21 protein-coding genes are annotated in these 24,349 nt (G+C 50.7%); 9 read left to right on the forward strand and 12 right to left on the reverse strand.

Annotated elements, in window-relative coordinates; translation table 11 throughout:
- Window positions 1-328: 328 nt before the first annotated feature.
- The 6 genes from AB1611_13850 to AB1611_13875 all read right to left on the reverse strand — a co-directional run bounded on the left by AB1611_13850 (window position 329) and on the right by AB1611_13875 (window position 6,370).
- Window positions 329-646 carry a hypothetical protein gene (locus AB1611_13850; protein ID MEW6380674.1) on the reverse strand — a complete coding sequence of 106 codons (318 nt, stop codon included), beginning with the start codon at window positions 644-646 and terminating at the stop codon, window positions 329-331.
- A gap of 492 nt (window positions 647-1,138) precedes the next feature.
- Complete coding sequence (locus tag AB1611_13855; GenBank protein MEW6380675.1) at window positions 1,139-1,720, reverse strand: hypothetical protein; 582 nt, start codon at window positions 1,718-1,720, stop codon at window positions 1,139-1,141.
- A 549-nt stretch (window positions 1,721-2,269) separates the two neighbouring features.
- Window positions 2,270-3,025, reverse strand: coding sequence for a PilZ domain-containing protein (locus AB1611_13860; protein ID MEW6380676.1), 756 nt, complete (start codon window positions 3,023-3,025; stop codon window positions 2,270-2,272).
- Window positions 3,026-3,423: 398 nt separating this feature from the next.
- Complete coding sequence (locus tag AB1611_13865; GenBank protein MEW6380677.1) at window positions 3,424-4,455, reverse strand: sigma 54-interacting transcriptional regulator; 1,032 nt, start codon at window positions 4,453-4,455, stop codon at window positions 3,424-3,426.
- A 463-nt stretch (window positions 4,456-4,918) separates the two neighbouring features.
- The gene (locus tag AB1611_13870) at window positions 4,919-5,791 is read right to left on the reverse strand and encodes a 50S ribosomal protein L11 methyltransferase (protein ID MEW6380678.1); all 873 of its coding nucleotides are present in this window, start codon (window positions 5,789-5,791) and stop codon (window positions 4,919-4,921) included.
- Window positions 5,792-5,821: 30 nt separating this feature from the next.
- The gene (locus tag AB1611_13875; protein MEW6380679.1) at window positions 5,822-6,370 is read right to left on the reverse strand and encodes a hypothetical protein; all 549 of its coding nucleotides are present in this window, start codon (window positions 6,368-6,370) and stop codon (window positions 5,822-5,824) included.
- A 97-nt stretch (window positions 6,371-6,467) separates the two neighbouring features.
- Here AB1611_13875 and AB1611_13880 point away from each other — a divergent pair, with 97 nt between their 5' ends.
- Both AB1611_13880 and AB1611_13885 read left to right on the forward strand, forming a co-directional pair.
- Entirely contained in the window at window positions 6,468-7,217 is a 750-nt protein-coding gene (locus tag AB1611_13880) for an RNA methyltransferase (GenBank protein ID MEW6380680.1), read from the forward strand.
- On the forward strand, window positions 7,210-7,980 hold the full coding sequence (locus AB1611_13885; GenBank protein ID MEW6380681.1) for a 16S rRNA (uracil(1498)-N(3))-methyltransferase: 771 nt from the start codon (window positions 7,210-7,212) through the stop codon (window positions 7,978-7,980). Before AB1611_13880 ends, AB1611_13885 begins: the two co-directional genes overlap by 8 nt.
- 58 nt (window positions 7,981-8,038) lie before the next feature.
- On the opposite strand, the gene AB1611_13890 is transcribed toward AB1611_13885, so the two are convergent.
- Complete coding sequence (locus AB1611_13890; GenBank protein ID MEW6380682.1) at window positions 8,039-8,278, reverse strand: hypothetical protein; 240 nt, start codon at window positions 8,276-8,278, stop codon at window positions 8,039-8,041.
- 356 nt (window positions 8,279-8,634) lie between these two features.
- Here AB1611_13890 and AB1611_13895 point away from each other — a divergent pair, with 356 nt between their 5' ends.
- The 4 genes from AB1611_13895 to mutS are packed head-to-tail and all read left to right on the forward strand — an operon-like array spanning window position 8,635 to window position 13,418.
- A complete protein-coding gene (locus AB1611_13895; protein ID MEW6380683.1) occupies window positions 8,635-9,111 on the forward strand; it encodes an HIT domain-containing protein in 477 nt (158 codons plus the stop codon).
- Between the two features lie 47 nt (window positions 9,112-9,158).
- A complete protein-coding gene (locus AB1611_13900) occupies window positions 9,159-9,491 on the forward strand; it encodes a lipopolysaccharide assembly protein LapA domain-containing protein (GenBank protein MEW6380684.1) in 333 nt (110 codons plus the stop codon).
- Window positions 9,492-9,503: 12 nt separating this feature from the next.
- The gene (locus tag AB1611_13905) at window positions 9,504-10,673 is read left to right on the forward strand and encodes a tetratricopeptide repeat protein (GenBank protein ID MEW6380685.1); all 1,170 of its coding nucleotides are present in this window, start codon (window positions 9,504-9,506) and stop codon (window positions 10,671-10,673) included.
- Between the two features lie 54 nt (window positions 10,674-10,727).
- Entirely contained in the window at window positions 10,728-13,418 is a 2,691-nt protein-coding gene (gene mutS / locus AB1611_13910) for a DNA mismatch repair protein MutS (GenBank protein ID MEW6380686.1), read from the forward strand.
- Window positions 13,419-13,425: 7 nt separating this feature from the next.
- On the opposite strand, the gene AB1611_13915 is transcribed toward mutS, so the two are convergent.
- The 4 genes from AB1611_13915 to AB1611_13930 all read right to left on the reverse strand — a co-directional run bounded on the left by AB1611_13915 (window position 13,426) and on the right by AB1611_13930 (window position 16,752).
- A complete protein-coding gene (locus tag AB1611_13915; GenBank protein MEW6380687.1) occupies window positions 13,426-13,866 on the reverse strand; it encodes a hypothetical protein in 441 nt (146 codons plus the stop codon).
- Window positions 13,867-13,983: 117 nt separating this feature from the next.
- Complete coding sequence (locus AB1611_13920; protein ID MEW6380688.1) at window positions 13,984-14,910, reverse strand: potassium channel family protein; 927 nt, start codon at window positions 14,908-14,910, stop codon at window positions 13,984-13,986.
- Between the two features lie 295 nt (window positions 14,911-15,205).
- Entirely contained in the window at window positions 15,206-16,072 is an 867-nt protein-coding gene (locus tag AB1611_13925) for a hypothetical protein (protein ID MEW6380689.1), read from the reverse strand.
- A 50-nt stretch (window positions 16,073-16,122) separates the two neighbouring features.
- Window positions 16,123-16,752 carry a nitroreductase family protein gene (locus AB1611_13930; protein ID MEW6380690.1) on the reverse strand — a complete coding sequence of 210 codons (630 nt, stop codon included), beginning with the start codon at window positions 16,750-16,752 and terminating at the stop codon, window positions 16,123-16,125.
- Between the two features lie 205 nt (window positions 16,753-16,957).
- Here AB1611_13930 and AB1611_13935 point away from each other — a divergent pair, with 205 nt between their 5' ends.
- Complete coding sequence (locus AB1611_13935; protein MEW6380691.1) at window positions 16,958-17,749, forward strand: EFR1 family ferrodoxin; 792 nt, start codon at window positions 16,958-16,960, stop codon at window positions 17,747-17,749.
- A gap of 149 nt (window positions 17,750-17,898) precedes the next feature.
- Here the strand turns inward: AB1611_13935 and AB1611_13940 are convergent, their stop codons facing one another.
- A complete protein-coding gene (locus AB1611_13940) occupies window positions 17,899-19,125 on the reverse strand; it encodes a hypothetical protein (GenBank protein MEW6380692.1) in 1,227 nt (408 codons plus the stop codon).
- 257 nt (window positions 19,126-19,382) lie between these two features.
- Between AB1611_13940 and thyX the strand changes: the two genes are divergently transcribed.
- Together thyX and AB1611_13950 are read left to right on the forward strand one after the other, a co-directional pair.
- Window positions 19,383-20,018 carry an FAD-dependent thymidylate synthase gene (thyX, locus tag AB1611_13945; GenBank protein MEW6380693.1) on the forward strand — a complete coding sequence of 212 codons (636 nt, stop codon included), beginning with the start codon at window positions 19,383-19,385 and terminating at the stop codon, window positions 20,016-20,018.
- A 127-nt stretch (window positions 20,019-20,145) separates the two neighbouring features.
- Window positions 20,146-24,285 carry a DEAD/DEAH box helicase gene (locus AB1611_13950; protein MEW6380694.1) on the forward strand — a complete coding sequence of 1,380 codons (4,140 nt, stop codon included), beginning with the start codon at window positions 20,146-20,148 and terminating at the stop codon, window positions 24,283-24,285.
- Window positions 24,286-24,349 lie beyond the last annotated feature (64 nt).

Below are 24,349 nucleotides of genomic sequence, written 5' to 3' on the forward strand. Positions count from 1 at the left end.
ACCTCATCCCTCACCTCTATCCACATCTACAACTCCTGCTTCATACCCAGCTTATCGATTTACAGTGTGGATGAACGGTCCAATTTATCTGAGCGCACATGGGTCAATTTTGCTGAGCGCCATAGGGTAGTAACTCCTGACTCCTTGAAAAAGCTCCCCCTCTAGCAAAATGCTCTCCCCCGAAACCGGGGAAGAGCATTTTCATGAGAGACCGGATTGTAATCATTATGGATACTGCATTGGCTCATATCTCATAAATTATAAGGAATTGGCAGTAGTCGTATCGGAAGAAGACAGCTGCTTCAATAAGGAGGTCCAGCCCGGTAAGTCAGATTGCCCTTGCAGTATGAAGAGTCTTTCCAATTCGTATAATCCGCCCAAGTCCGTACAGCCCATTCAGTCCGTACAGTCCGCCCAGTCCGTAGAGTCCACTCAACCCGAATAACCCGCTCAATCCGTAGAGTCCGCCATATAAACTGCCCACCCCACACAATCCGGATAATCCATATAACCCCAGGCCGTATCCTCCGTATAACCCGGAGGTGAATCCATTCAGACCGTACCAGCCAGAGCTATAAAGACCGCTTCCATAATATTCTCCCCCATAAAGGCCGTAGTAGCAATTTCCCCGTGGCAGAAAAAGCAATCACCAGTATTACTGGGATAGCAAGAGTAAGCATGCGCATCACGGTTTTTCTACTCAGAGTCAACATCGAAGATCTCCTCAATTTGCGCCTCTGGAGTCATCTGTTCAGCAATGCCTATCCAGAATATCGATCCAGCACATATTCAGCGTCTTCGATCTTGCCTGACCATCTTTCGCGAACCAGTTGAGTAGGGGTTGCATCCGGTGATAAAGCTCAGAAGCTAAAACCTGGATGCAACCCCTCCCGGTATCAGGAACCGGTTGGGGGGGAGTTTCATACCGATCCCTGACCCTGCTGAAATTCTTTAATCTACCCCTAACGCAATCTTCTTACCACAATGTCTTCTTAACGCGCGATGTTTACTATTGCCTACACGATCCTCATCTTCCTGACATGATCCTTTTTATTCCCTGAACCTGAATTTCCCCCCAAATTCCCCCCAAAGCCTACCCTTGCGAAAAGACCATCTCCCGATCCTGACAGGAAAATTTTCATATTACCGGGACAGTTATAACCGCATCCGCGGTGGCGGTTGCAGCCGTACTGGCTGTCTGGACAGTCTCCGGGACCGGAGAAGAGAACATGGCTGCCAGCAGTAAAGACTGCCATCCGGGGTTTCCCAGTCCTCCACTGGCCAGCAGTTGAAGTCCATAGGAGCGTAACTCATTCAATCCGGAAGATCCGAAAAGACCGGACAGGCTCTGCAACCCGTTCTGTTTACCCAGGCCGTATAACCCAAGGGTCCCCAGACCGTACAGCCCCGATCCGTATAAACCGAGACCGTACAATCCCGTACCAAATAAACCGGGGCCGTAAAATCCCAGGCCGGACAATCCCAGACCACTGAGACCGCTCAGGCCGTATAGACCATACAGCCCGGAGAGGCCGCCGACTCCCGATCCGAAATACCCAAGACCGAGACTGGCAGCGAAGGAATAAGGATACCCGTAACTCCGGTATGGCGAGGCATAGCCGGTATAACCACCGTAAAGCCCGAAATAGGCGAGACAGGTTACGGGCCAGACTGCCAGCACAATACCAAGAGCAACAGCCACTGCTTTGGCTGGTTGCATATCCCCCCTTTGAGTCAATATTTCCTCCCCATACTCGGTTGAGCTCAGTTGATTCGGTTTTCCTTTTTTCCTCTTGTCTGTTCATTTTGCCTCAAGAGAAGTGCAAAGTGTATGCCATGGACGAAAAAGTCTCTTGAGACCGCATTTCCCGGCAGGGCAGATTTCGTCTGTTACCCATGCTGTCAGAGGATTTAAAGAGCGAGAGAATTACCTGAAAACCGAGAGAATTACCTGAAAACAAGGGGAAAGGCTTCGAGTACCATAAGCCGGGATTTCACAACACGAATGGGGCTCTGGACCGATAACTGCTCTCTCAGCCGGTCGGTAGCCGGTATAAAAACCGGTTTGACGCACAGGGCATATGAAAAATAGCAGGGGGGAATGCTTTAACATATTGGAAACACGATAACTTTGCTGACATAGACTTCACCCTCTGAAAGCAATAAAATTTATACTACTTGCGATTTTTGTCTCTTGAATCAAGATGCCAGAGCCGATGATTTATTGAAAAGGACCGGCTCGAAAAGAAACGATGCTCAGGATGAGAGATCAGTGGATGAAGGGTTTGCGGAAAGCAAGATTGATATAATCCGTAATTCGATGGATATCTTCGGTTTTAATATTAAAAAATTTGACTCCTACGTCCTTCCAGGGGAAGCGCAGGTGCCCCCTGGCCCATTTGATTTCTCCCAGAATATGGATCGGGTCTGCGGAAAAGGGGAGCAGGATATTCAGCGTAACATAGGGGAGTATCCTGGTCGAATCATTTACTACCAGCTTAATGCCGTCCTTGCTCAAATCCATCCCCTTGGAAATCATCTCCTCCTGAAAGCTGTCGTAGATGTCGCTGAAATGATACTTAACCAGGATTTTCGTCGATGCTCTGATCTCTTTCCTTCGATCATTGGGCATAGTATTGGGCGGTGAATCGCTCTCAAATTCTTTCGTAAGCTGAATCTCTTTGATCAGGACAGGAAGACACTCCAGGATAAGCGTTTTTATCGGGCAGGCATTCGGCTTCTCCTGCTGAGAGATTTCTATGGCCTTCTGCGTCAGCAGCCGAAAGAGAAAAAGAAGTTTAAGTGAGGGGTCAAGTCGTTGCATCTGCCTGGTAATCGCCACCTCTTCCTCTCTTTTGACATTGGAGCTGAGGATGAGGAGATCGTACTTGCGGACCTGGACCATAAACTCCGCCGCCTCGACATTCTCGACAATATCAACATAGTGCCCATCCATGAGCAGATAGTTGCAAATGTAATCCGCGAAGGAATCTTTACTAACCAGTAAAATTAACAGATCCCCCATAATAAAATCATCCTCCTAAGTTTTTTGTCATAACGGGCAATGGGTAGGAGCGGCCGTAAGGCCGCTTCTTCCGGTAGATTACCGGCCTACCCATTGGGGGGGATGTTAAATAGCAAGGTTCTTAATCCAGATGTTTCTTAGGGATACTCATTTTACCTTAGCCATACATTTTCTTCTCTTGTGCAATTGAGATACCAATCCTCTCATCTCGCACGATATTTATATAACATGTTGTAATCAAACATCTTATTAAGAAAGCCCTGCTCTTTTTCACAGAAATAGAGTAATAAATCGGCCTGCCATTTACCTTTTTTATGGAGCACAAAAACCACCTGCCGGTAATGGAAAAGCCAACTAATTGTCTTACAATTATTTTTACCTTCCGGTATTTTTATGAATCACTTCATAGAATCTATGGAAGAGTTGCTCAGACTTCCCCTGGCCCGTTTTCTTTCTTCAGGATCGAGAATATGGTGTTTTTTGATAAAGTAGCTGAGATTGCGTTGATCGATCCCCAATAGTTTGGAAGCCCGGGTCTTTACCCAATTGGCCTTATTCAGGGCCTTGAGAATGAGCTGCCGTTCGTAGGTCTTCAACTGCATCTTCAAATTAAACTCATGTTCAGGAGGTATCGTTTTCTGCCGATTTTCCGTGAGCAGATAATGAGGCAGGGATTGGACCTGAATGGTATCGCTGCTTTCCATAATAACGGCGTTTTCAACCACATTCTTCAATTCACGGATATTTCCCGGCCAATTGTAGGACACAAGGATGTCCATTGCCTCGGTGGAAACTCTTTTGACCTTCCGATTTGCCCGGCAATGATCCAGTTGAATGAACCGGTTTACCAGTATCGGGATATCCTCTTTGCGTTCGCGAAGTGGAGGCAGAAAAATAGTGACCACACTCAGCCGGTAATAGAGATCTTCCCGGAACGCGCCGTTTTCCGAAGCTTTTTTCAGCATAACATTTGTCGTGGCAATGACACGGACATCCACTTTGATCGGAGTTGATACACCAACCGGGACAATTTCATCCTCCTGCAGGACCCTCAGCAACTTGGCCTGTCCGGGGAACGACATATTCCCGATTTCGTCCAGAAGAATGGTTCCACCGTCAGCCAGTTCAAATCTGCCCTTTCGACTCTCAAAAGCACCAGTAAAAGACCCTTTCCTATGACCAAAGAGTTCACTTTCCAGAAGGGTGTCGCTGAGAGCCGCACAATTCACTTTGATGAATGGCTTGTTAGCCCGCAGGCTGTGAGCGTGGATGGCGTTGGCTACCAGTTCCTTTCCTGTTCCACTCTCTCCTTGTACCAAAACCGTAGCCTTGGTCTTGGCAACCACTCCAATCAACCGGCAAATTTCTCGGATCTTCTCGCTTTTCCCCAGGATATTGGAAACCTCATCGCATTGGTACTGAATCGCCATTCCCATTCCCTCGTTTTACTGTTATAACATAAAATTTACACTTTATTAAGAAAAGCAATGTTTATGCCATGTGCTCGGAAGGCCAGGGAAAACAGGGGGAAAGGGGAATGGGCAGTGAAGAGAAGTCAGAAGCCAGGAGAGAGCGATAAATGGCCAGTGGTCAGTGGCCAGTGAAAAAACTGATAACTGATAACTTCTTTTAAAAGCCAAGGGGCTTTCAGTAGCATTGACTTGAGGGTAAAATTTACCCCTTTCTCATGGGACATTTTTCCCCTCTCCCCTCAGGGGAGAGGATTCACAAGGGGTATTTTTGGTTAATGCATTGAATTTACAGGAAGTTATATCTCTCCCCCTTGAGGGGGGATGTCAGGTGGGGGGGATTGCCATGTATAAGCAATTGACTTCTGGCTCCTGGCTTCTGACTTCTGACTCCTGACTCCTGACTCCTGACTCCTGACTCCTGTCACTTAACATACCATATCCCCACCCACTCCTTGTGCGGATCATCATGCATTTCCCGGAGGTGAAGGCCCGAATACCGGTCGAGGATTTCCTGCTGTCTGGCATATCCAATACCTGTCAGGACAAGAGATGCTCCGGGATTGAGGAGCGATTCCAGCGACTCTCTGGCCTGGAGTAAAAGGGGTGTATGGAGATTGGCGATTACGGCATCAAAACTGCCCTTGAGCGGGAGGGACAGAACATCGGCTGTGATCAGGAAGATTTTGTTCCGGACCTTGTTGAGCTCAAGGCATATCTTCGCCGCCTGCACGGCCGCAAAATCATGATCCAGGGCTACGACTCGCTTTACTCCCAGTATTGATGCGGCAATGGACAGGATTCCCGACCCGCAGCCGATATCGATAAGGCTGCCAAGCCGCTCCCTGTGCTCACAAATCCACTGAAGACAGAACCGGGTAGTGAAGTGCTGTCCTGTACCAAAAGCCATGCCCGGATCGATTATGATTGCCTTTTCTCCTGTCCGGGCATGGCCCTGGTCCCAGACAGGTTCGACAACCAGGGTATCGGCGAAGTGAATCGGCTGAAAAAATTCTTTCCACTGGTAGAGATATTCATCCTCGTCAATCTCCCGGAGGGTAGACTCATGATCGGGAACATCAAACCCCAGGTCCCGCAAAGAGGATAGATAGACCTGCATGGACTGCAGAATCCATGACTGATCGGCATCAAGGGGAAATATTCCATGCACAAGGGACAGTGAACTGTCAGGCAGGGAATCGGTAAACACCGCCGTAGCCCCCAGCTCCTGTACCCGGTTAACACAGGCATCTTCAATCTCACCGGAAATCGGTACTGTTAACTGTAACCATTTCATATTCTTCCAAGCTCTCCAAAATACTAGGGGTTATAATCCAGATTGGCAATTTGGCTGCGGCTTGTTCTCTCTGGCATACTGGATAATCCATCTACCATACCTGCCAATCTGACAGATCTTTTCAATGAGCCGGTCGGTTTCATCCGGGCCGCTGAGCAGATGGTTTTGCTGGAGTATCGCCGGTACCAGGATTGCGCACAGGAAAGGAATCCGGCGTTTCATGCAGACCTTGATGGCCTTGCGATCGTCAACCATGACCGAATCCGCTTTCAGGAAATAATAAAGCTCGATGGTACTCTTTTCCCCTGCTCCCAAATGCGGAAGGGCAAGCTGGTCCACTTCGGGGACCGGGCAGATTGCTATCCATTTCTCCTGAACCAGGTCGCGGATCCGCCGGGCATCTTCTGAGCATGAGTGCCGTGTGCACTCCTCGTAAACCTGGGGAGAAGCGATCAGGCGGACAAGCTGCGCATAGGTGCACAGCAGTGAGGCCTTGCTCAAATAGATTAAAGATGAGCTGTCTCCGATAACGGTCTGCAATTGCTGACTCCTCTTCACTGACCACTGACCACTGGCCACTGATCACTGGCCACTGACCACTCCCTACTCCCTGGCTCCTGCTGATAATTTATGATATGATATACCAACATTGGTATAATTGGGAAAGGATATTTTTATGCTTGCGGAAAATATTGCCTTTGTGCTGGTTTCGCCCAAAAATTCCGGCAATGTCGGAGCCGTGGCCAGGGCACTCAAGAATATGGGGTTCCGGGATTTGCGGCTGGTCAACCCCCGCCCTGTGAACTGGCTTGATGCTATTCAGATGGCCTGCGGAGCGGAGGACCTGATCGAGCAGGCACGAGTAGAGGCCAGTCTGGAGGGGGCCCTTTCAGACATTACCTGGGTTGTGGGCACTACTGCCCGCAGAAGGCGGTATGCGAAGACCGTCTCCTCTCCCCAGGATATTGCCCGGACCGTTGTTTCCCTGAGTCAGGAGAACAGGATAGCTTTTCTCTTCGGATCGGAAAAATACGGATTGACCACGCAGGAGATGAGCTTCTGCCACCAGGCGGTCACGATCCCCACCCAGGAGGATTTTTGCTCGCTGAACCTTTCTCAGGCGGTCATGGTTGTAGCCTGGGAGCTTTTCAAGGTTTTTCAGGAAGGCTGTCATCATCGGTCTAACACCCAGCCGCATCAGCCGAGAATGGCTTCCCAGGATGATCTTCAGGGCTTTTTCCTTCACCTTGAGCAGGTCCTGACGGAGATTGGATTTATAACCGAGGAAAATTCCCGCCACATGATGCTGTCACTCAAGGAAATGATCCGCCGGAAAGCCGTCACCGGCAGGGAAGTAAGAATCCTGCGGGGGATACTGCGGCAGGTCCAGCACTCAAGGGGCACGTCAACCAGCCGCCATGCCTGAGCCAGCCGACAACATGAATAGAGGGGAATCCCGAATCATTCTGGCTTGTGACATCCAATTGGACCGCGACTACGAGTTGACCGGCCCTTCCCGAAAGGCGTTGCAACTGTGGGAGCCGCGCAGGGGGGAAATCATCACGGTCATGGATGCGGGTCTGCACAGTTACCGTGCCCGGATTTTCGACCTGTCGGCTGAAGGGGCCAGAATTCACGTTTTTGCCAGAGGGGATGGCCCTGTCGGGACCGGGAGGGAAATTATCCTCCACCAGGCCCTGCCCGAAAGGGAGCGGATGGAATGGATCATTCAGAAAGCCACCGAGCTTGGGGTTTCTGCCATCGCCCCATTCAAATCGGCGCGGTCCACCTCGCTGGAGGAGAGGGAAAGCAGGCAAAAGAAAGCTCACTGCTGGCCCCGCATAGCCCTGCGGGCTGCCAAGCAGTGCCGCAGGCCCGACATCCCTTATCTCTTCCCTTTGTGCACCTTTCAGGAATCTTTGCACCAGGCACGGCAAAGCGGCCTCCGGATACTCCTGTGGGAAAAGCAGGAAGCAGGACTGACTCCGGCCGATCTCTTGAGACGGCCATGTGGCAGCGGAGGAATATCTGTCATGGTCGGTCCTGAAGGGGGGTTTACCGAGGATGAAGTCACTTTGGCCAGACAGGAAGGGTTTGAAACCCTTCACCTTGGTCCCCGCATTTTGAGAACGGAAACAGCGTCCCTGGCCCTTCTCAGCATCCTTCAGTTTGTGTTGGGTGATTTTTGAGATAAATACATTACCCGAACAGATTCTCATAGCCCCTTCATAGGGCAGATGTAATCCTCTACTGTTTTAAGAGAGGGCGAATCACTTTTTTCATTACCCAGTCGTAATTGGGAGGGGTATCTGAACGGGCCATTTCCCCCATGACATAGACCGTCTCCCCTTGACAGTATTTGTGCAGTCTCTCAAGAAGATTCAATGATCGTTCCTGAAACTCCTGGTCAGAAAGACTGTCATTGTAGCGGTTGAGAAAGTATTCCCGGCAGAAGTTCAGGATGGTGTTGATTTCCGGATATCCCATAATATAGAGCCTCCTCGAAGAACACTATTCGGGTGATTGATTTGTATCAGACATTTTCCCATTTTAGCAAGCAAGTTTTATGCCAAATATTGGCGAATCTACCAGCAGGATTTATCACCCGGAATATAAAGGGATATATAGGCGGGGATGGCGAAGGGCAGGAAAACACCTCCTGTTTATTTTCTTGACAGTAATAAAACTTTCGGTAAAAAATTGCCGAAAGACTTCGGCCTTCTTGTTCAAATGCTGAAAATGTATAAAAATCACAATCTTGATTGCCTTTCGTAATTGTTTGACAAGATTGGCAAAATCGATTAGAATTATACCGCTTGCTCAAGAGAGGAGAAAGAATACCTATGGAAAAAATCTGGGCTCCGTGGAGGATGCAGTATATTCTTTCCGAGAAGAAAAGTGGCTGTATATTTTGTGAAAAAGCACAAGAGAGCGAAGACAGGGGAAATTATATTTTATTTCGTGATACGCTCGGATTCGTTATCATGAACATTTTCCCGTATAATAACGGGCATCTCATGATAGCTCCGTATCGTCATGCAGCCAGTCTGGAAGAGTTATCTTCGGAAGAGCTTTTCCAGATCATGACGTTGACCAAAAAGAGCGTGGCCTGTTTGCAGGAGGCCATGAAGGCTGATGGATATAATATTGGCATGAATGTCGGGGCCGTGGCCGGGGCCGGAATTGCCGATCACCTTCACCTCCACATCGTACCCAGATGGTGCGGAGATACCAATTTCATGCCGGTTTTAGCGGATATCAAGGTGCTGCCTCAGCATCTGGATACCACCTATGATATCCTGAAACCTCTCTTTCGATAACGAAAAAGCTGGAAATAGAGAAATGGACAGGGTTGGGAGTGGAGATAATGCATATTATTAAAATATTGCTGGTTGTGGTTATAGTTATCGTCAGTGTCGATTTTGTCAGGCAAAATGACTGGATTGTCAGGCAGGGTTATCAAATCCAGTATTATCGGTATCAAACCATAGAGATCCCGGTGATTCTCCTGCTTCTGGGCAGTCTCTTTTTTGGTGCCTTGATGGTGAGCATACCTTCATTCGTCAAGAACTTTAACCTGAAGAGGACCTTGAAAGCGGAGCGCCGAAGATGTGCCCAGATGGAAAGGGAACTGAATTCCCTCCGGAACTTGCCGCTTACCGATGAAAAGGCCATTGAACGAATTGGAAAGGACACTTGAGGCAGAGAAACAATGCACAATGTATCTATCTACTTCACGGCTGCCATCTCCCTGGCTCTTGGAGCCTGGCTGGGGTGGACCATAGCTAAAAAGCCATCGCCGGAAAAAAAGACCGGCCAGAACGATCGCGACGCCTATATCCGGGGACTCAAATACATCATTTCCAATCAACCGGATAAGGCCATTGCCGAATTCACCAGGGCGGTTCAGGTCGATTCAAATACCATTGAAATTTACCAGGATCTGGGCAACCTGTTTCGGGAGCGGGGAGAGGTCGGACGGGCGACTCAGATTCACCAGAGTATTCTCTTACGGCCTTCACTGGACAGGGAATTCCGGATATCCGCTCTCATGAACCTGGGACTTGACTACCAGAAAGGCGGGTTTATCGACCGCGCAATCAAGGTTTATCAGGAAGTCCTGGAGCATGACGAGGATAACCTGCAGGCCTACCGGCTGCTGGAAGAGCTGTACGAGGAAGGAAAAGACTGGGAAAACGCATACCAGATGGAAAAACAGATTCAGAAACTTGCAGGAGCTTCCAGTAATTACTCCCGGATAGCACACCTTATGACTGAAATGGGTAAGGTGGCTTATCAGAAAAACGACTATACTCAGGCCATCAAAAAACTGAAAGAAGCAATCAGCCTGGACAAAGACTGCACCGAGGCATATCTTATCCTGGGAGACATTTATCTGGCCGAGGATAAACCAGCCAAGGCGATTGCCATTTTCAATAAAATCATCTCCTCGGATCAGTACCAGCATTCCTTCGGCGTGCACAAGCTGCTGGAAAAGGCTTATCTCCAGAAGGGAAGATTTGAGAGCATAGAATCAGTTTACCAGGAAATTTTAACCCGTCGTCCCCAGGATACCCGGACCAGGGCTATCCTGGCTGATTATTACTATAAAAAAGGGCTCATACCCAGAGCAATCGAAGAACTGCAGGAGGGGCTGAAAGTTTGCCCCGAGTCTCTGACCCTTCGCTCCACGCTGGCCGAAATGTTGATCCGCGACAACCGTCAGGATGAGGCTCTTCGGGAATATCAACACCTTATAGAACAGATCATGGATAAAAACGAAGTTTTTTCCTGTCAAAAGTGTGGTTATCAATCCTCCCAGATCCAGTGGAAGTGCCCGCAGTGCAAGGAATGGGACAGCTACGTGGCTCACCAGATATAAAATCCTGCCGTTTTCCGCCGACACTTTTAAAGACAAAAGAAACCAGACACAACCATGATTGACAACCTGAAATCCAATCAGACCACGCATGATGAGACAAACGGACCATGTCTGCCCGCTGCCGAAGATGCGGCTCTGACTCCCATGATGCAGCAGTACACCCGGATCAAGCGGGAGTACCGTGAGGCGATTCTTTTTTTCCGGCTGGGTGATTTTTATGAAATGTTCGGCGAGGATGCCGAAGTTGCCTCCCGGATACTTCAGCTTACTCTGACCAGCCGCGACCGGAACAAGGAAAATGCCGTGCCTCTGTGCGGAGTGCCCTATCATGCAGCGGAAGGCTATATTGCCCGGCTGATCAGGGAAGGCTACACGGTGGCTGTCTGCGATCAGGTGGAGGACCCGAAAAAGGCCAAAGGGATCGTCCAGCGGGAAGTGACCAGGGTAGTTACCCCCGGCACGATCACCGATTCGAACCTGCTGGAAGGAAAAGAGAATAATTTTCTGGGATCCCTGGCCGTCAAGTCTTCCGGCCTCGGACTGACCTTTGCCGATGTTTCGACCGGCGAGCTCTGGATAACCGAATACCAGGGGCCGGACTGGTATCAGAAGCTTGAAACCGAGCTTTTTCGCAAAGCCCCGCGGGAGCTGATCGTCCCCCGCTCCCTGGCCGAAGATCATCTTTTCCGAAAGCTGTGGGCCGGGCTTCCCCGCATCCGCCTCGAATACCGGGATGATGACCGCTACCGGGAGGAGAGCGCCCGCAAATGCCTGCGGGAGCATTTCATGGTCCACTCCCTGGACGGGCTTGGCTGTGAGGGAAACAGTCTGGCAATTTTATCGGCAGCCGCAGCCATTTCCTATCTGCGCTCAACCCAAAAGCGCGATCTCTCCCACCTGCGCCGGCCCCAATGGTACAGCCTGAGCGAGTATATGATCATCGATGCCGCCACCCAGCAGCATCTTGAGCTGGTCTCTTCCTGGCAGGATGCCAAAAAAGGCGGCTCCCTGATGGCCGTTCTCGACCTGACCGAGACCTCGATGGGAGGACGCACGCTCAAGCAGTGGATTCTCCACCCCCTGCTCCAGGTTGAGGCAATCAACCAGCGGCTTGAGGCTGTGGAGTTTCTGGCCAGCCGACAGAGTCTGCGCCAGCAGCTGCGGGAGCTGCTGAAAAAGGTCTATGACCTTGAGCGGATATCCGGAAAAATTGCCCTCTTTTCCGCTTCGGCCCAGGACCTGACCGCGCTGAAAAATTCGATCGCTTTCCTTCCCCGGATAAAAGCCCTGCTGCCCAAAGAGCCTGCCTCCTCCCTGTTGGCCTCTCTGGCCGGATCGTGCGATGAGCTTCAGGATGTCTATCAGTGGATTACCTTAAGCCTGGCTGATCCCCCGCCCCCACCCTCGCAGGATACCGGCCTTATCAGGGAAGGGTACTCGGCTGAGCTGGATGAGCTTCGCCAGCTTGCCTTCGAGGGCAAAAACTGGATTGCCCGGCTGGAAAACCAGGAGCGCCGGAAGACCGGCATCTCGTCGCTGAAAGTAAGATACAACAAGGTGTTTGGCTACTACATCGAAGTGACCAAAGCCAATCTGGGGCTGGTCCCGGACAACTACATCCGCAAGCAGACCATTGCCAATGGAGAGCGCTACATCACTGCCGAGCTCAAGGATTACGAGACCAGGGTCCTGACCGCCCACGAGAAAATGGTGCAGATGGAAAAATCCCTGTTCCAGGAACTTCTGGCCCGGCTCTCCCCGCAGGTGAACCGGATGCAGGAAACCTCCCGGAGCCTGGCCAGGCTTGACGTTCTGGCTGCTCTGGCTGAAGCTGCCTGCCGGTATCACTATGTCAGGCCGACGGTCAATGCCGGATCAGCCATTCAGATCGTCGAAGGCCGTCATCCGGTCGTGGAGCATCTGTCAAAGGATGAACGCTTTGTGCCCAACGATACCAGCCTCGATGACGAGAAAAACCAGCTCCTGATTATCACCGGCCCGAATATGGCTGGAAAATCAACCTATATCCGGCAGGTGGCCCTGATCACCCTGATGGCCCACCTGGGCAGCTTCGTTCCGGCCAAAGAGGCGGTCATCGGCCTGGTGGACCGGATCTTTACCCGGGTAGGCGCGTCCGACAATCTGGTCAAGGGGCAGAGTACCTTCATGGTCGAAATGAATGAAACCGCCAACATCCTGAACAATGCCACCAGCCGCAGCCTGATTATCCTGGATGAAATCGGCCGGGGGACCAGCACCTTTGACGGAATCAGCATTGCCTGGGCAGTGGCTGAGTACCTGCACAGCGAAAAGGTAGGAGCAAAAACCCTGTTTGCCACCCACTACCATGAGCTGACCCGGCTGGCTGATTCCCTGGACAGGGTCCGGAATTACAGCGTGGCTGTCCGGGAATGGAACGATGAGGTGATTTTCCTGCGGCGGATCATGGCCGGCAGCGCGGATAAAAGCTACGGCATTCACGTAGCCCGGCTGGCCGGGCTTCCTCCGCAGGTAATCGAGCGGTCCAAAGAGATCCTCACGTCCCTGGAAAAGCATAACGTCGAGGCTGCCGCCGAGACATCCGCCTTTCAAAAAGGCCAGCTCCGAAAGGGACGGCAGTTGTCTCTCTTTACCGCTCCGGAAGAATATGTGGCCGCAGAGCTTCGAGCCCTGGACCTTGGGAAACTTCCCGCTCAGGAGGCACTCAGGCTTCTCAAGAAATGGCAGAAGCTTATTGGGGGGTGAAATATGACTACTGGCTTTTTTTGGCTAATTCAACTACCTGCTTATTTATTTCAACCAACATTTGCATAACGGTGTCGAATCGTTGATTTATTTGATCTACGCGCTGGTTAATCAGATCTACCCGTTGACTTAATTGGCCGAATTCCTGCCTTACCTGAGCAATTTCCTGTCTGACTTGGCCGATCTGGATATCGTTCTTCTGGCTTACCTGGGCAATTTCCTGTCTGACTTGACCAATTTCCTGTCTAACCTGGCCGATCTGGGTATCTGTTTTCCTGTCAAGTATATCAAAGCGATGGTCAAACTTCTCACCCAGTGCGTCGATCCTGGCATTGAGCTGATTACCTATGGAATCAATTCTTGTGTAAATATCAGCCAGCGTTATTCTTTTGAGTGCTTCGGAAGTCGTCTTAAATGCATCTGTGGCTTTAGGGAGAATATTTTTCATCTATTCTGAACCTTTCTCTCCTTTGTTGAATCTTCTGCTGATATTTCCATCTCTTGAAATATCTCATATTATACGCAATAAAATTTACATGGGTCAAGGTCATTTTTACTCTTTTTCTTACCGGAATATCTTCTTGGCCAGAATGGTCATCATCACCCAGAACATCAACTGACCGAAGAATACCTCGACAATGACTAATGCCATACCAAAGCTGGTCTTAGGATAAATATCGCCATATCCCAGCGTAGTTACGGTAACTACGCTGAAGTAGAAGCACTGGACTACTTTATCGAACCCGGTCAGGGGAACATTGATGGCCATATCGGTGAAGTAGTAAAATCCGCCGAAGAGACTGATGACGAACAGCATCCAGAGTATCCACCTGGTCACGCTGGTTCCGTACTTGCTTGTCATGCCCCAGAACCAGTACCAGATCTTCAGCCCCTTGTTCTTGGTCTGAATGGCTTTCCAATGGCAATATTCAATGGTCAACTGGTCGCTGTCCCTGGAGAAGGTCATTTCGTCCAGCATGGCTATGAATTTTTTGTAGGTCATGTCAATCAGGTGCCTGCTGATCCGCTCGGCCTCTTCGATCTGGCTGTAGAGCAGACCCTGTCCCCGGGGAATCATTTTAAATTCCCGAATCGCCAGGTTAAATGCTTCCCGGTGAAAGTAGACATCTTCCGGGTTTTTCAAGTAGCATTCAACCGAGCGGGCATATTCCATGCTGGCTAATTCGTGCCAGTTTTTATTTTGGGAGGCAATGTTGTCCTGAGCACAGCGGACCAGGCATTCTCCGGCCATAAAATGGTAGTGTCCGGCCCGTTCCCATTTTTTCCGCAGGGTACACTCGTTCTGGCTCTCGTACCAACTGGCCAGATTCATGAACATATTACCGGCTTTTTCAAAATTCCGCAGCCGTTTTTCCTGTCGGGCGACCTCTTCGAAATATTTGACTTCATCAGGAATGACTGGCTCAAGGCTGGCCTGCAAGATATCGGACGGTTGAATCTCCGGTGATGACAGGTCGGCGCCCAAATTCACATCACATCCTTCACCTGGTTAGTTATTCTTCCCGTTATGAGGCTGCACCATCATCCATAACCAACACCGCGCAAAAAATAAATTCCAGGAATTCCCCTTCACTTTGTTATCGGCTCATTGCCATAAATACTTTTTCCACTCTCGCCCCTCGCTCCTGAGCGCCCGATAAAGGCCGCAGGCACAAGATGCCGGAAAATGCACATGCTGCGGAAGTATGTAGGTATACTGCGAACGGGTGAATATTGAACCTTTTGCTCAGGAGTCAGAATCCAGGAGTCAGAAGAAAAGACAGCCTTTATTCTGACTCCTGACCTGCGACTCCTGCATTCTCGACAAGCAGTTTTGCCCACTCGCATCCTGTGTAGGGTGCATTCCGGAATATTCTCAGGCAGGAGTCAGGCAGGCTGCCGATCACCTGCCTGAATTGCCGAAGGTCCTCCTCACTTACCACGGTCGGTATCTTATTCCCGTTCTTCTTTCCCCGGAAATTTATCCTCCCGTCTTTCCGCTCCAGTCCGAAGAAGCGGAACAGGTTCCCGATAACCTCGCCGTTATTAAGATCACCGGGAGCCATCAGCGTGTAGCACTCGGAGTGTTTGTTATAGGTATCCAAAAATCTGATTGCTCTATTTTCGATCTCGATCCATTGAAGCACAAGGTATTGGTACGGCGTAAGCGCATCGAGGGTGACTGACTGAAAAATATCCTCTTTTCCCGTGAGTGTCCACCGGAAGTATTTCTTTCCGTCATCACCCCGGTAATATCTTCTGAGAGGAAGACGTATTTTATTCAGCCAGATATGCCTGTTGAGCTGACTTCTGGCCACCTCCAGCGGATTTCGGATGATATGGATGAGCTTCAGGTCAGGAAAAAATTCCATGGCAATGTCGGAAAAGGATTTCAGGAAGGCATTATTCGTTTCGAGGTAAACATCCGCCCGGCAGCGGCTGATTCTTCTCTGCTTTATTGCAAAAAGCCTTCGTATATCATCAAATTTCTTTTCCTGATACCAGTAAATCGGCTTCCCAAACATGCTGGGGTATGGTTCGTGCCTGCTGACGCAATTTTTCACATTATCCTGAAAGAGGCTGGACAGATACTGCGTTCCTGATCTTCCGCTGGCCAAGACGAATATTTTGATCACGGCTTTACCTTTGATCAAAAGCTATCAGTTTTCAGTTCTTTTCTGACCACTGGCCACTGACCACTCCCTCAATAAGAGCCAAGTCTCACAAATTCCTCGATCTTCCTCCTGAATGCCCTTGGCAGAAGATTAGTCCCTGACTTCAGATTGCCGACTGCAATAATCATCGGGATGACCTTGTCAGGGGGAATATCGAATTCTTTTTTTATACTATCCTCGTCAAATCCATCCATCGGGTGAGTATCAAGACCGAGTCCTTTGGCTGTAATCATGAGGTTCATGGCAAACAGGGAGGCGTTCTTGATGGCAAAAAATTTCCTCTTGAGACTATTCTCCGGACCGTAGAGATTCTGGATCATATCGACATAGCCTTTTCTGGCATCAGGTTTCATATATCCCAGCTCTTCCCAGCTATCCAAAACTCTCTCCACGTTCTCTTCAACGCCGCTTGGATCAGCCACAATGATAAGCACTGCCGCCGCATCCTCAACCTTTCGCTGATTGAAAGCACATCGCCGCAGGATGCGCTTCCTTTCGGGGTTTCGCACCACGATCAGTTTCCACGGCTGAAGGTTGAATGAGGAAGGTGCAAGGTTTGATATCTCAAGCAGTTCCCTGAGCTTTTCATCAGGAAGCTCCTGCCCGGTTTCAAAAAAGTTGATTGAGCGTCTTTCCTTGACAGCCTGAATCACATCCATAATTAAACCTCCTAAAACATCGGGCCCTTACCCGCTGTGGAAAAATTTCTGAGAATATTCTCTTTTCCTGTCTGCTCTGATTGGTAATATCGGAAAGGAAAATCTTTGGGCGCGACAGATCAGCCAAAGGCTTCACGTTTTTCCGAAGAACTGATATACTTTGGCTAACCAAACAATACCTTGATTAAAAAAGGGAGGATACAGGGTGAAAACGATCCTTTTTTATTTTACCGGCACGGGAAACTCACTCAAGCTGGCCAGGGATGTGGCAAGGGAACTGGGTTCAACGGAGCTTTGGCCAATCGCAAGATTTGTGCAAAGAGGCGGCCCCATACCTGTTTCAGCCGACCGGATAGGCATTGTCTGTCCCGTGTATGCCTGGGGATTGCCGTTGATTGTTCCCCGGTTTATCCACGAGCTGGTAGTGGAAAGATGTGCGTATATCTTCGGTCTGGTTACCTGTGGCGGATTTCCCGCAGCGACCCTGAAACAGATGGATCATCTGCTCAAAGAAAAAGGACTGAAGCTATCGGCAGGATTCAGTGTGCAATTGCCGGGTAACTATACCCCGTTGTATGGGGCGATTCCCGAAAACAGGCAAACCAAATTGTTCTCAAAGGCAGAAGCCAGACTGAAGAAGATCGCGGAAACAATCAGAGAAGGCAGGACGGCAAGGATTGAGTCGAACTCCTTCCTGGTGAATCTGCTGTTTTCCGGTCTCATTTACCGGAAAGGCATACCCCGGTTCCCTGGAGGGGACAGCGAATTCTGGTTGAATGAAAAATGCAATGGATGCGGGATCTGCGCCAGAGTCTGTCCGGTAAATAACATTGTCATGAAGGGAGGGAGGCCGCAGTGGCAGCATCACTGCGAGCGATGTCTGGCCTGCCTGCAATGGTGTCCGGAGGAAGCTGTCGAGTGTGGAAAGAATACCCCCGGACGGAAAAGGTACCGGCATCCGGCAATAACCGTCGAGGATATTGTTCAGCAAAAATGAACCTTTTCCCATCCGCTAGAATGAGGAGGATGGAGCTGGAAAGCTCCACCCTCCCCTGTTACCTAACCGTTCACTCCCCCCTTACCCTGCCCCTCTCTCCCTCACCAGGGGGGAAGAGGGCAAAGCAGGGGGACTCTGCTGATTATTGCTCACGGACGATATCCCTGATACGTGCTTTGATAGCAGGGGTCATTGCCGGTATCACCATTATCACCATCATCTCCGTCATCACCATCATCCCCGTTATTTTCGTCATCATCATCGGTATTCCTGGTATCGTTGTTATTATTGGTCCGGTTGCTCAGGTAAGTCTCCCAAAGTTGCCGCAAGTTACCATTTCCCGGTCGATACGATGACCAGGGCTGATCGCTGAAAACGGACCAGGAACCGAGTCTGTTGACGATTCTGGCCCGAAACTCCTGAAGCCGGGCTGCCCAGTTACCGGCCAGGGGGTTGGCATTTTCTGGAGAGCTGCCTTCAAATGAACCTGCCCTGAGCGGGCGGACATCATCGGCCAGGGACCGGAAACCGTTGATGGTATCGCTCCAGAGATCCAGCCGGGCACTCCAATAATCATTCAAGATGCCGACGTTTTCCATGAACTGGCCGCCCTGCCAATAGGGAACGATCGATAACTCACCAAGCCGGGGTAAATCGGCAAAACCATCAACAAAAATCCGCCAGTTATCCATCCATTCCTGACCATTTTCAAGGATGATTCTTATCTGGTCCAGATAGGTGCCATCGCCGCCCGTCCAGGGGAGGTTGTTCAGCCATGCCAGGCCGGGAATTTCATCCAGGGCGCTGATGTTCTCTATCATATTGTTCAGGATGTTCAGCCACTGCAAGTTGGCAAGCTCAGCCAGGGGAGCTATATCGCTGACAAAGTTATTCTCAAGGTTCAGCCATTCCAGATTTGCAAGCTCAGCCAGGGCATCGATGTTCTCTATAAAGTTAGCTCCAAGATCCAGCCAGGTCAGGTTGGTATTACTGCTCAGCGAGCCGATCTCGTTGATATAGTTGTCCCAGAGACTCAGCCGTGCAAGGTTTCGCAGGGCGGATACGGGAACAACAACCTGAACCTTGTTATTCGAAAGATTCAAATCAGTCAGATTCGTAAAGTATTCCAGACCATCAAGCCTCTCGATCCCCCGCGAAGAGGCATCCAGAAAAGTGAGGGTCAGGGCCATTTCCCTGGTAATCGGCTCTGTTTCGGCTATTCCGAGGGCCTCACGGACCGCTCTCTCCAGCCGGGAATCAGCGAAGGTGATCTGACTGCCTGCCCTCGCCACCCCCGACGTACAGAATACTATCAGTCCACATACTGCTATCAGCGCAAAAACCACACTGAGAGTCATTAAACGAGTCTTTCTCATGACCTTCTCCTTTCCTTCAATAACCTAGGTTATATTTTTCTCCCCTATTTTAAATAAAACAGTGTCAAGTGACAATAAATCCACGACTTACCTTCCTTCCAGAATATCGGCACAAATTAAATTTTTTGCAGAGTCCCGGAGTGAATAATTTTACAGGTTCAAAGAAGATGGCCATCTTGGTATAATAGAGCAGGGCCGTGAGAGCAGGATTTTATTCCAGGCATATCTTATAGCGAATATATTCAAGGAGGTTCTTTATGAATATCATACCGCCTTGTGTAATGATTGAAGATACCATTAATGGCGAGGAAATATTGAAAAAACTTGAAAAATATGGACGGACTTGCTATAAAAGTGAAGGAAAGATTACCACTGATTCTGCTCAGGGGTTTGTGAAATTTCTCATCGAGCACGGCCACGAAACCGTGCTGGAGCATGAGAAAGTTACGGTCAGAGTCATCTGCGACCGGGGTGTGAGTCATGAAATAGTCAGGCACAGGATAGCCAGTTACAGCCAGGAAAGCACACGTTACTGTAATTACAGCAAGAACAAGTTCGGCCATGAAATAACCTGCATCGATCCCTGCTTCTGGAAGGCCGAAAGCACTGAGAACAGGCAAAAACACGAAGTATGGAAAAAGGCTATGGAAGAGGCCGAGAAAGCCTACCTGAGACTCCTTGAACTGGGAGCTACTCCCCAGGAGGCCAGGAGCGTGCTGCCCAATTCTCTCAAGACCGAGATAGTTATTACCATGAACCTGCGTGAATGGAGGCATTTTTTTAAACTGAGAACCCCGGTTGCCGGACACCCCCAGATGGTCGAGGTGGCCAGGCAGCTCCTCGATGAATTCAAAGGAAAAATCCCGGTCATTTTTGACGATATTACCTATTAAATCAGCACCGGCACGGGGAGTAATCAGAGAGGGGAAATATGTGGTATACGGGAGATATAGTGCTTGACAATAACCCAAGAAATAAGGTGAAAAAAAACAGATCGTGCTATTATCGATTACGTCAGATATGACCAAAACATTCGAAAAGCTGTCAGCATCGTATGCGCAACTATCATCTTTGGAACAGACGGTCATCCAGATGCTGTCGATCATCTATGAACCGACCCATCAGACAGCGCTCTTGAACTGCCTGCGCAGCAGCGGTATCAGAGCACCTGAAGGAAGGGCTCTGGACAACCAGGATGTAAGGAGTGCATTGGTCGTACTCAGAAAAAAGGGGTTTATCGGCGATCAGGTCGTGTGCCATCCGGCCTTTGTGGAGGAAGCCACTACTCTGGCGGTGGAAAGCGGACGGTTCCCGGCCATGATCAAAGCGGTCCAGGCCCAGTTTCCAGCTCCATACTGGGGGCAATCTCCTGACCGATGCATCCGTGAAATACGCATCGGGGTATACAGCCACGACCCGGATCATGTCAGAAAGTTTTATAACATCGGCTACACGCATTTTCCCCAGACTTTTGCCCGAAAAAAGATCCTGGCCATGATCTGCAACAGCCCATTTCGCCCTGCCTGGTTTCGTCAGCTCCCGTTAGGCATTCGAGTTACAGCCCTTGAAGAAATCGCCGTTCTGGCCCTGCGGGATTTGACCCATCCTGAAAAAATCACCGGGCTGTTGAATGAATACCGCGATCTTTCCCGGGAGCAATTCGGATCATATTTCCGGGATGCCCTGGCTGCTGTCTTACTTTTTCGGGGCAGGCTGGATGATGCCCTGGAGGTCGTTAAAAAAGATCAGGGACTCATGTATGTGCGTCTTATTGAAGGATGGTGTGATTTTCTCCGGGGGAATAATGACCAGGCCATTGCCCGATATCAGAATTTCCTGAAGGAGCATCGAAAAGGGGCAGGCCGCAAAAAGCTCTTCTTTAACCATGTAAGTGGAATATTCTACCTTCTGGCCCTGCTGAAGACCGGACAGGCTGCTTACTCACGGGAGATACTCGACTGCATCCGCAATGTGGAAGAAAAGCAGCAGTATGATAACGAGTACCCTGATGCGTATCAGGCACTGAAAGCCACCCTGCTTTCGCAGCAGGGCCAGGCTGAAGAAGCCAGAATCATATTTTCCCTGCTGAAGAACGCACCGCCGGATGATAGCATATCCAGGCTTTTTTCTATTCTGGCTGTCTACTGGATAACCAGAGAGCTGAATGCCGATCAGGTATCCATGCTCGAAGCGATTTTTTCCAAAGCGGAGGAAGGCGGCTATCTCTGGTTTTCCCTGGAATCCGCCAATCTCCTGGCCGCTCTTTTCCCCAGGGAGCAGAAGTACCGGAAGCGGGTCGAGGAAATTCAGGCCCAGACAGGCATGCACTCTATCCTGGGTATTATTCGCTATGAAGCCGAGTGGGAGCGCTCACTCACGGCCCTGACCAATCTGGTGGCCGGTGCTCCTGCGGATAAGGGTAAAGCAGTCGGGGAATCGCGCCTTATCTGGCGGCTTGGCATTGACCAAAACTATTGCCGCTTTCAGCCCGTGGAACAAAAGCTCACCAAGAGCGGACAGTGGTCCAAGGGCCGTCCGGTCGCTCTCAGCAGGCTTTACTCACGAAAGGACCTGCCCTTTCTGACACCCCAGGATCAGAAGATCTGCGCCACCCTTTCGATGGAGCGTGATTATTGGGAGACAAGCTATCACTTCAACTGGCCAAAGACCCTGACAGCCATGATCGGCCATCCGCTCCTGTTCCATGCAGATAAACCGGACCTTCGGATGGAGCTTATGCCCGGCAGTCTGGAGCTTCTGGTTGAACGGCAGGGAAACCAGTTCCAGATCAGGTTCTCCGAAGATTCGAAACGTATTGCCGATCACGATATCATCCTGGTTCAGGAAGGGAAGACCAGGTATCGGGTCATTGAAGTCACTCCCCAGCACCGGGCCATAGCCAAGATTCTCGGTCCGGATGGCCTGAAGGTGCCTGCCGAAGCCAAAGACAGGGTTCTCAGCACCACATCTGCCCTTGCTTCTGTGGTTACGGTGCAGTCGATGGTTGAGGGCAGGATGGAAAATGTCGAGGAGGTAGCGCCGGACACCAGGATCCATGTTCATCTTCTTCCTGCCGGATACGGGTTCCATCTGGAGATGCTGGTCAAGCCACTGTCTCTGGGAGGGCCTTACCTTAAGCCGGGTCTGGGAGGAAAGAATATCATGGCCGAGATCGAGGGGAAGCGGGTTCAGACCACCCGGAACCTTCAGCAGGAGCGGGCAAAGGCCAAAGAGGTGGTTGATGCCTGCCCGGTCCTGGCCAGTCTGGATGAAGGCGACTTCGAGTGGCTCATCGAGGAAACGGAGGATTGCCTTCAGACACTGCTCGATCTCCAGCAGATCGAAGGTATTCAGGTTGAATGGCCGGAGGGAGAGAAATTGAAGCTGGTCAGCCGTCAGCTCTCTTTTGACCAGATGAGGCTGCGGATACACCGGGAGAGAGACTGGTTCGGCGTCAGCGGTGAGCTGCAGCTCGATGAATCGAAGGTGCTTGACATGCGAAGGCTCCTTGAGCTTATGGAAGCTGCACCCGGACGGTTCATTCCCCTGGGGGAAGGCCAGTTTCTGGCCCTGACCAATGAATTCCGCAGGCGGCTGGATGAGTTGAAAGCCTTCTCCGATCCGACTGCCAAGGGAGTGAGGTTTCATCCTCTGACCTCGCTTGCCTTACGGGAATTTACCGACAGCGTCGGCTCTCTGGAAGCGGATGAAGCCTGGCGGGAGCACCTGGGGCGGATCGACCGTTCGCAGAACCTGCGGGCCAAGGTTCCTTCGACCTTGCAGGCGCAACTGCGCGATTACCAGGTTGACGGCTTTATGTGGCTGGCCCAGTTGGCCAAATGGGGGGTCGGTGCCTGCCTTGCTGACGATATGGGCCTGGGAAAGACCGTTCAGGCCCTGGCTATGATTCTGGAGCGGGCTGGGGGCGGGCCGACCCTGGTTGTCGCTCCCACCTCGGTCTGCATGAACTGGGTGGAGGAAGCGCATCGCTTTGCCCCGACCCTGCAAATTGTCCAGTTTTCGGGAAAAGACCGAAAGAAGCAGCTTGAGGGGCTGGGAGCCTTCGATGTTCTGGTCACCAGTTACTCTCTGCTGCAGATAGAGTCGGACATCCTTTCCGAAATCCACTGGCAGACTGTTGTTCTCGATGAGGCCCAGGCTATTAAAAATATGGCCACCAAAAGATCGCAGGCCGCCATGTCCCTCGAAGCAGGTTTTAAAATGATCACCACCGGAACCCCGATCGAAAATCACCTGGGTGAGCTGTGGAACCTCTTTCATTTCCTCAATCCGGGTTTGCTGGGGTCTTTGGAAAAGTTCAATCAGCGGTTCGGTATCCCGATCGAAAAATATCAGGACAAGGAGGCCAGGAAACGGCTCAAGAAACTGATCCAGCCCTTTATCCTGCGAAGAATCAAGAGCCAGGTGCTGGAAGAGCTTCCGCCGCGCACGGAAATCACCCTGCATGTTGAAATGAACAGCGAGGAAATCGCCTTCTACGAGGCCCTGCGACAGGATGCCCTCACCCGGATTGAGAGGCTTGCGGGTCCGCCGGGGCAGAAGCACCTGCATATCCTGGCAGAAATCATGAAGCTGCGCCGGGCCTGCTGCAATGTGCGGCTGGTCGACCCCGGCCTCAGCATGGAAAGCTCCAAAATGGCGCTTCTGGCCGAAGTCGTGGAGGAGCTTCTCGAAAACCGGCACAAGGCACTGATATTCAGCCAGTTTGTCGATCACTTATCCCTCATCAGGGAATTTCTGGATGAGAAGGGGATATCCTACCAGTACCTTGATGGCAGCACTCCGGTCAGAGAGCGAAGGCGGCGGATCGACGCCTTTCAGACCGGCGAGGGGGACCTCTTTCTGATCAGCCTGAGGGCCGGAGGGTTTGGGCTGAACCTGACAGCGGCGGATTTCGTGATTCACATGGACCCCTGGTGGAATCCGGCTGTCGAGGATCAGGCCTCGGACCGGGCGCATAGAATCGGGCAGCAGCGCCCGGTGACTGTCTACCGGCTGGTCACCCGGCATACGATAGAAGAAAAAATCGTCAACCTGCACGAAGAAAAACGGGACCTGGCTTCCAACCTCCTGGATGGCAGCGATATGACCGGCAAAATGTCCGCCGACGAACTGCTCCAGTTGATCCGGGAGCAGTAGAAATTGAAAGCGCGCCTCCTTATTTTTCCCATTGACAAGGGTGGGGATAACCAGTATATTATTG

The organism is bacterium (genome assembly GCA_040755755.1).
Lineage (GTDB): Bacteria > SZUA-182 > SZUA-182 > DTGQ01 > DTGQ01 > DTGQ01.